The sequence below is a fragment of the Enterococcus sp. BWB1-3 genome, assembly GCF_016745275.1.
Classification (GTDB): Bacteria; Bacillota; Bacilli; order Lactobacillales; family Enterococcaceae; genus Enterococcus_L.
In genome coordinates this window covers 44,343-51,846 of the sequence record NZ_JADOEP010000028.1, presented here as the reverse complement: position 1 = coordinate 51,846, position 7,504 = coordinate 44,343, and the positions used below count along the sequence as shown (strand labels likewise).

Below are 7,504 nucleotides of genomic sequence, written 5' to 3'. Positions count from 1 at the left end.
ATTTCGGCAATTTGTTCTGCAGAATAACGATGATATTTCATGGCAGGCACCTCGTTTTTACTTTAAGTGTAACACGTCTGGCAAGTTACGCTATGTCATCGATTCTTTTACAGGTTATATATATACTGTATTTAAAAATATAGCAGCAAGTGGCGGTTATTACATTTCTGCTGGATCAGATAAAATATTTGCTACGGAAGAAACAACAACTGGATCAATTGGTGTCATTATCTCTGGTTTAAATTATTCTGGCTTATTAGAAAAACTTGGCGTAACTGATGCGACGTACAAAAGCGGTGCATTAAAAGATATGATGTCACCTCAACACAAACCTTCAGAGGAAGAGAATAAAGTTATACAGGAATTTGTGATGAGTGCTTATAATCGCTTTGTCAATGTTGTAGCAAAAGGAAGAAATATGGATACGAATGCAGTAAAAGAACTTGCGGATGGAAGAATTTATGATGGTAACCAAGCAGTAGAAAATGGGTTGGTGGATCAAATTGGTTACTCTGAAGATGCATTAGATGCTCTAAAAAAAGAAAAGAAATTAACTGATGCGACGGTTATAGAATATAAAAATGACACAACTGGCTTTGCTTCTTCTTGGTTAGGTAATAAGATTGCTGAATGGCAAGGACTAAAGGCGACTACATCAGATCGTGTAATTTCAGTTTTTGAAAAACTTGGATTTTCTGATACTCCAAAACCAATGTATTACTATGGGGGGCTATAAAATGAATAAGAAGAGTGGTGTTGAAAATTTACCTAACTATGTATTTGCGGGATTTTGGTTACGATTTTTTGCTTTTCTTATTGATTTAATTTGTATTAGTATTATCACCCATGCTACTATAGGTCTCTTTTACAAAATCATGGGATTGGAATCTGACAAATCTATTATTACTTTTTATGGTATAGCGTCAGTAGCCATTTATTTAACCTATTTTGTACTTTTGACTAAGCTGAATTCAGGACAAACAATTGGGAAGATGATTTTTGGGATAAGAGTAGTGAGCTTTGAAGAAAAAGAGCTAAGTTGGCAAACTGTCTTTATTCGTGAGTGTGTATGCAGGTTTATATTAAAAAACTTTGTATTTCAAATTGGGTATTTGGTGGCTGCGTTCACATCTAAGAAACAACATGTTGGGGATTATTTTTCTAATACTTCAGTGGTTATTATTCATTCATTAGAAGCTATTAACTATGGAGAAAAAATTTCTAATTCTAAAACGCTTAATTTGGAGGGAATTCAATGAATAAGAGAAAAGCAGAGTTTATTTTGATTTTAATTAGTGGAATAACAGGGATTTTATGTAGTCTTTTAGCATTGTTGGGTGGTATATTTCTATCTTCTATTGATTCAACTACTTTAAATACTACAGAACTAACCAGTAAGGATATAGATATGTTAGTTAATCTAAGTGGAAATGTTGCTTTATTTGCAGGAATTGCCTTAGTTTTTTCGATAACTATTTTCATAATAGGTTTTTTAATAAGAAAAAATCTAAAAACAGGGGTCTATGGTATTAGTTTACTCATTTTATCTATTATTCCATTTTTTCTTTTAACATTATTGTGGGTAATTCCTGGAGTTTTAGGTATTATTGCGGGATTGATGCTTCTAATAAGAAAGTCTTAATTAGGTAATGTAGACAACATGAAACGAATTAATCAATAAAAAGCTAAATACGTTTTGAGAAATGATAACCTGTAGTCAATGGAAGACACGTAGATAAAAAAACTACGTGTCTTTTTTTTTTTCTAGTTTTTTCGAAAAATAGGCGCTCTCTGATCGTTGTATTAGTGGAAAGGGGAAAAAGGAGCATATTTATTATGAAACAAAACTCTAATGAAATTTCTATACAACACCAATTTGATGCCTACTGTAAATGGATAAATGTCAATAAAGTAGACACAAAAAGAGCAAATACCTAGTGAGAATCAAAGTATTTGTCCTCCATTTCATTTGGTGTAAGCATATTTAGGGTGCCGTGAGGGCGTTGGGAGTTATAGAATCCTTCGATGTACTCAAAGTATGCCAGTTGTACTTCTTTGAGAGAAGAAAAAAACTCTTCTGTTGAGTTCCTCTTTTTTCATATATTTGAAAAAAGCTTCTGTGACAGCATTGTCTCAAGGATAACCAGATAATGACTGAATAATAGAATGATCCTCTAAATATTGTCTGAATTCAAAAGAAGTATACTGAGAACCTTGATCTGTGTGAAAAAGAACAGAAGTCTTGAGCTTCCTAGTTTGAATGGCTTTTTCTATTATTGTAATAGCCAAAGCAGTATCTATTTTTTTGCTGACAGTCCAAGCAATGACTTTTCTGGAAAATAGATCTAGAATCACGCAAAGGTAAACAAAAGATTTTTCCCAAATAGGAATATAAGAAAAGTCACTAGTCCATACTTGATTCGGTGCTGGAGGATTAAAAGCTTGTTTTAAATAGTTTGGGCGCTTCAAAGAAACCTGACTTTTGGTCGTTTTAAAGACAGGTTTCACTGTAGACATTTCAGGTAAATTCATGGTACTCATTAAACGATAGACTCGACCAATACTTAATAGAAATACCATAGTCACGTAGAAGCATACATCTTACTTTTGCAGGACCTACTCGTTTTTTAGAAGTCGTATAGATTTCTAAAATGATCGTTCTTAATTATTGATTCTCTGCTATTCTAGGAGCTATTTTTCCAGAAAAGCGTTTGTAGTAAGTCGAGCGATTGACTTTAAGAACCCTGCAGAGAGTGACAACAGAGTGCTCATGTCGTAGGATACGAATCGCGCTTAATCGTTTGTTGAGTGTGGCGTGAATATGGCAATCGCTTTTTTTTTTAGGATTAGATTTTCTTCCTCCAATTGGAGATTTCTTTTCTGAAGTTGTTTAATCTGACGAGCCGTGAGGATCGTATCGTCATCGATTTTAACTTCAGAATATTGTTTCACCTGATGTTAGCATAGAGTTAGGACAAGGCAAAATGAGAATACTCTGACCGCATGGTACACTTGAAGTACCAGAAAGAAGGAGGAACTCATCATGGTCAAGCCGTATGATAAGCAGTTTAAATTGGCTGCAGTTCAGTATTATTCGGAGCATAAAAATCTGGGGTTGAAGGGATGTGCCAAGAATCTGGGCGTCAGTTACCAAACCCTCTCCCGCTGGAAAAAAGAACTACGAGAATCCAGAGTCATTCACCCTAGAGATTCTGGCAACTACAGCTCGGATTTAGCCAAAGAAAATGTCCGTCTCAAATGTCAGCTACGGAATACAGAAGAGGTACTGGATGTCCTAAAAAAAGCCATCAACATTCTGGGAAACTGACAGAGACACTTTATCAGAGCGTTTCTGATTAAGATGGAGGCAGAATCAAAGTAGGAGCGCCGTCCCTCCATCTCTGGAATGTTGGCAGTCTTAGGTGTCTCCCGATCCGGTTACTATGCTTGGTTGAATCCCCAGCCATCCGCCTGCCAAAAACGCAAGGAACAGGTCAAGAAGAAAATTCGAATACTCTACCACGCGTCTAAAGAAAACTACGGTGCTCCTAAGATTACGAAAGAGTTGCGCAAAGATGGAGAAATCATTGCGCAACGCACGGTAGGTAATTATATGCGTCAGGAAGGTATCCGGGCTCAGTGGGTCAAACCTTGGATGGTTACAACGAAACCCACTGATTTCTCTAGTAAACTTCAAACTATTTTAGAAGAAGACTTCAACCCAGAGCGTCCCAATGCGATTTGGTGTACGGATATCACGTATGTTTGGACAGAGACTGGCTTTGTCTATCTAACCAGTGTCATGGATTTGTTTTCCCGTAAAATCATTGCCTGGAACGTGACGGATACGTTGGAGGTTTCCTGCGTGGTGGATACTGTCAAAAAGGCCAAGAAAGGTCGGCACATTTTTCTGCCGTTGGTTTTACGCAGTGACCGGGGGAGCCAGTATATTTCCAAAGAATACCAACGCGTCACAGCTGATATACAACTGAGCTGCTTAGCCAAGGCTGCACCATGGGAGAATGCGTGTATCGAGCCCTTTCATGCTCTGATTAAACGGGAATGGTTAAATCGTTTTACTCTCAAAAATTTCACTCATGCCTACCATATGATTTTTGAATACATTGAAACATTCTACAATACAGTTCGAATCCCCAGCCATTGCAATTATCTGTCCCCAAATGAATTTGAAACGGTGTATGAACAAGCCGAGAAAAGGAAATGTCGACTCATTAGCTAAAAGCAGAGGGCGTTCTCATTTTAACTTGTCCCAATTCTTGACTTAGGACCATACAGTCTGACGCATGGTGGTTTGAGAGGTCGGTGAGTGAACTAATCGCTCACCTCCTACTCGATTGAGTCCTTCATGAGCAATAACTAAGTGGTGAAAGTTGGCTACAGGCTTGGGAGAAAAATTGTGTATTTTGAATGATGAAAATTAGGATGATTATTATTCTATACCTGCTACTATTCTATCTATTTATACTGTATAATTATTTTTGAAATAGGTTAATATGCGTAAGGCTTATTCAACAAATATTGGAAAGGTAGGTGTTTTTGCCGTTAAGATTGTTTTCATGTAGTTGTCATAAATGGGGTTAAAATAAGAAAGAAGTGGGGAGAAAAATGAAAAAAAAATTATTTTTGGGGATTAGCTCTTTAATGATACTGAGTACATTATCAGCCGTATCTGCTCAAGCGGTAGAACAACAGTCAGTTTTGAATAAAAATGCTGTATCTGCTGTTTCGACTCAAACAAATGAAAATGTATATCCTGTGTCATTAGAAGAGTATAATAATATTATCAGTATGCGTGATGAATACCGTGAGATTCAAAATGATGCTGTTTCAATAGAGAAATTTATTGAATTACCAGTTCTTCAGGATGGGGTTTATACACTAGGGACTTTCAAAGTTCAGACAACAGAGAATGCTACAAGAAATCTAAATTTCATGCGTAAGCTGGCAGGAGTTTCCGAGATTCCGTATTCTCAGTCTGACTTTGAAACTTCCCAATATGGGGCTGTAGGGATGGCGGCGGCACTATTGCAAAAACACGGACTTGATGATTCGAAGAAACCAGAAGATATGCCTGATAGTTTTTGGGAAAAGGCAAAGCAGGCAACAAATAGTTCAAGTATTCATTCTCATTTTAAAGAGGTGTCTCTTGAGTATCATACACGTGCGTTTATGACCGATTTTGGATATACAAATACCTATGCCGGGCATCGAAGCCATATGCTTGGAATCGCTAATACGAGTGTTGGATTTGGGTATGCGATAGCCAATGGAAATCCAGAATCAGGAATTAAGTATTACACTAGTGTGTATGCAACTCAAAATTATACTTCAATGAGCAGTCGTTACAGTAATGATACAATTGCTTATTGGCCAGCTGAGGGTTTATTTCCATATGAATTGTACAATACTGACAACCCGTATGCAGATGAAGCCTATGCAAACCGTCTGGGCCAGGATTACGAGAAGAATATGCGCTGGACAGTTCATTTTAATCTTTTTGGCTATAGACTAACAGAAAATATAAAGGTAACAATTGAAAATACAGAAACGAATGAATTAACTGTAATGAAGAATGATGATAACAGCGGAGAGTTAACAATAGCTACTGTCAGAGAGAATATGTATGGGAATGATGGATATAATACAGTAATCTTTAGACCCAACAATGATTTTACTGCTGAAAAAAATGTTTTGTATAAGGTAAAGATTGGAGGAATACTCAAAGATGGAAAAGAGTATACTCATGAGTATGAAACAAAATTTGTTGGTTTGGAAGATAACTATGAAATTAAAGCAGAAAAAATAGAATTACCTCAAGCTCTTGAAGTAGAACTAAATCAAGACATTCCGTTAACTGTTACGGTGCTTCCAGAAGAAGCGACAGATAAAACAGTTATTTGGACAACAAGTGATGAATCGATAGCATCTGTGAATGCTCAAGGAGAAGTAACTGGTCTGAAAGAAGGAACTGCCATAATCACAGCTTCAACAAAATCAGGAAAAGTAAAAAGTTCTTGTGTTGTAACAGTGACACCAGAGAAACCAAAAGGGACCTTTGGTACAACTACATGGGTATGGGATAAAGATAGTCAAACAGTGGCTTTTAGCGGCGGAGAATTTCCTGTTGGAGATTTTTCTGAACATTACATCAGAGATGATATAGAAAACCATTCATTATTAGGTGGATTGAAAATTAAGAAGATTGTTTTTACAGCACCGGTAAAATTGAATTCCAGAAGCAGCTATATGTTTTCTTCTCTATCTAATCTGGAGGCAATTGAAGGAATTGAGCTTTTGGATACCTCTGAAGTTGTAATGATGAAGTTTATGTTTAGTGGCTGCACTTCATTGAAGAAATTAGATCTAAGCCATTTTGACACTAGTAATGTCTATACTATGAGCAATATGTTTAAGGGGATGAGCCGCTTAACGGAATTAGACCTTAGCAGCTTCAATACTGGCAAAGTTCAGTTTATGGACTCGATGTTTAATAACGTAACAAATTTAACGGAATTAGACTTGAGTCATTTTGATACAAGTAGTGTTTTATCAATGGGTGCAATGTTTGATGGCATGAAGAATCTAACAAGTCTAGATGTAAGCAACTTCAACACAAGTAATGTAAGAGATATGTTTGCCATGTTTGCTTATCTTGAGAAGATTGAACTGTTGGATATAGGTCATTTCGATACTGGTAAAGTAACAAATATGGGTTCTATGTTTGCCAGAACCTATGAATTAAAAAAATTGGATGTCAGCAATTTTAATACAGAAAATGTGAATAATATGGCTGCAATGTTCAGCTATGCACGTAAGCTTTCTGAACTGGATGTGAGTAATTTTGAAACAGGTAAAGTAACAAGTATGTACAGCATGTTCAGAGAAATGCAGGAATTGCAACAAGTAGACGTCAGTAATTTTAAAACTGATAAGGTAACAGATATGTCTCATATGTTTAGAGAAATGACCAAAGTAACCAAAATAGATATGAGCAACTTTGATACAAGGAATGCGAAAAATATGGATGCTATGTTTCTTCATTCCAATAGGATTGAAGAATTAATACTTGGTACAAATTCGAAGTTGAGTACAGTTTCCATAAATTTAAATGAAATAGTCGATGAATTTTATACAGGGAAATGGTTAGGACCGGATGGAGTATCTGTATATGATACGACAAAAGAGTTCATTTTGAATTATGATGGAAGTCAGCCTGGAAAATATGTAAGAGAAAAAATTTAGATTTATAGCTTAATTAGCTAAAATTAAGGAAAAGTTAAATGGGATAAGTCTTTTAAATAAGAAAATGGGACTGTGACAAAAGTAGTCCTAAAATGATCAAAAAAGAAAAATGGTAATCGAAAATCTGTTGAAAGATTTCGATTACCGTTTTTCTTTATCTTTTCCCCGTGCTCTGGCAGCTAATTTTATCATGTTTAAAGCGAAAGTGATAATCCCGGATTCTCTCCGAACCTTCTCCATC

7 protein-coding genes and 1 pseudogene are annotated in these 7,504 nt (G+C 36.0%); 6 read left to right on the top strand and 2 right to left on the bottom strand.

Going from position 1 to position 7,504, the window contains the following annotated elements; genetic code table 11:
* The 3 genes from sppA to IW492_RS15445 all read left to right on the top strand — a co-directional run.
* The coding region (sppA, locus tag IW492_RS15455; protein WP_236671951.1) for a signal peptide peptidase SppA at nt 1-736 on the top strand (736 nt) is incomplete at its 5' end.
* Nucleotide 737: 1 nt separating this feature from the next.
* Complete coding sequence (locus IW492_RS15450) at nt 738-1,259, top strand: RDD family protein (RefSeq protein ID WP_202068732.1); 522 nt, start codon at nt 738-740, stop codon at nt 1,257-1,259.
* Complete coding sequence (locus tag IW492_RS15445) at nt 1,256-1,642, top strand: DUF4064 domain-containing protein (RefSeq protein WP_202068731.1); 387 nt, start codon at nt 1,256-1,258, stop codon at nt 1,640-1,642. The genes IW492_RS15450 and IW492_RS15445 overlap by 4 nt, the downstream gene beginning before the upstream one ends.
* Nucleotides 1,643-1,934: 292 nt before the next feature.
* On the opposite strand, the pseudogene IW492_RS18760 reads toward IW492_RS15445, so the two are convergent.
* Together IW492_RS18760 and IW492_RS15435 are read right to left on the bottom strand one after the other, a co-directional pair.
* A pseudogene (locus IW492_RS18760) lies at nt 1,935-2,069 on the bottom strand (IS3 family transposase); the annotation flags it as partial.
* A 64-nt stretch (nt 2,070-2,133) separates the two neighbouring features.
* Complete coding sequence (locus IW492_RS15435; protein WP_202068730.1) at nt 2,134-2,532, bottom strand: DDE-type integrase/transposase/recombinase; 399 nt, start codon at nt 2,530-2,532, stop codon at nt 2,134-2,136.
* 511 nt (nt 2,533-3,043) lie between these two features.
* Here IW492_RS15435 and IW492_RS15430 point away from each other — a divergent pair.
* From IW492_RS15430 to IW492_RS15420, 3 genes are all read left to right on the top strand, one after another.
* Entirely contained in the window at nt 3,044-3,328 is a 285-nt protein-coding gene (locus IW492_RS15430) for a transposase (RefSeq protein ID WP_202068729.1), read from the top strand.
* 78 nt (nt 3,329-3,406) lie between these two features.
* Entirely contained in the window at nt 3,407-4,240 is an 834-nt protein-coding gene (locus IW492_RS15425) for an IS3 family transposase (protein WP_202068728.1), read from the top strand.
* Between the two features lie 386 nt (nt 4,241-4,626).
* On the top strand, nt 4,627-7,263 hold the full coding sequence (locus tag IW492_RS15420) for a BspA family leucine-rich repeat surface protein (protein ID WP_202068727.1): 2,637 nt from the start codon (nt 4,627-4,629) through the stop codon (nt 7,261-7,263).
* Nucleotides 7,264-7,504: the final 241 nt, after the last annotated feature.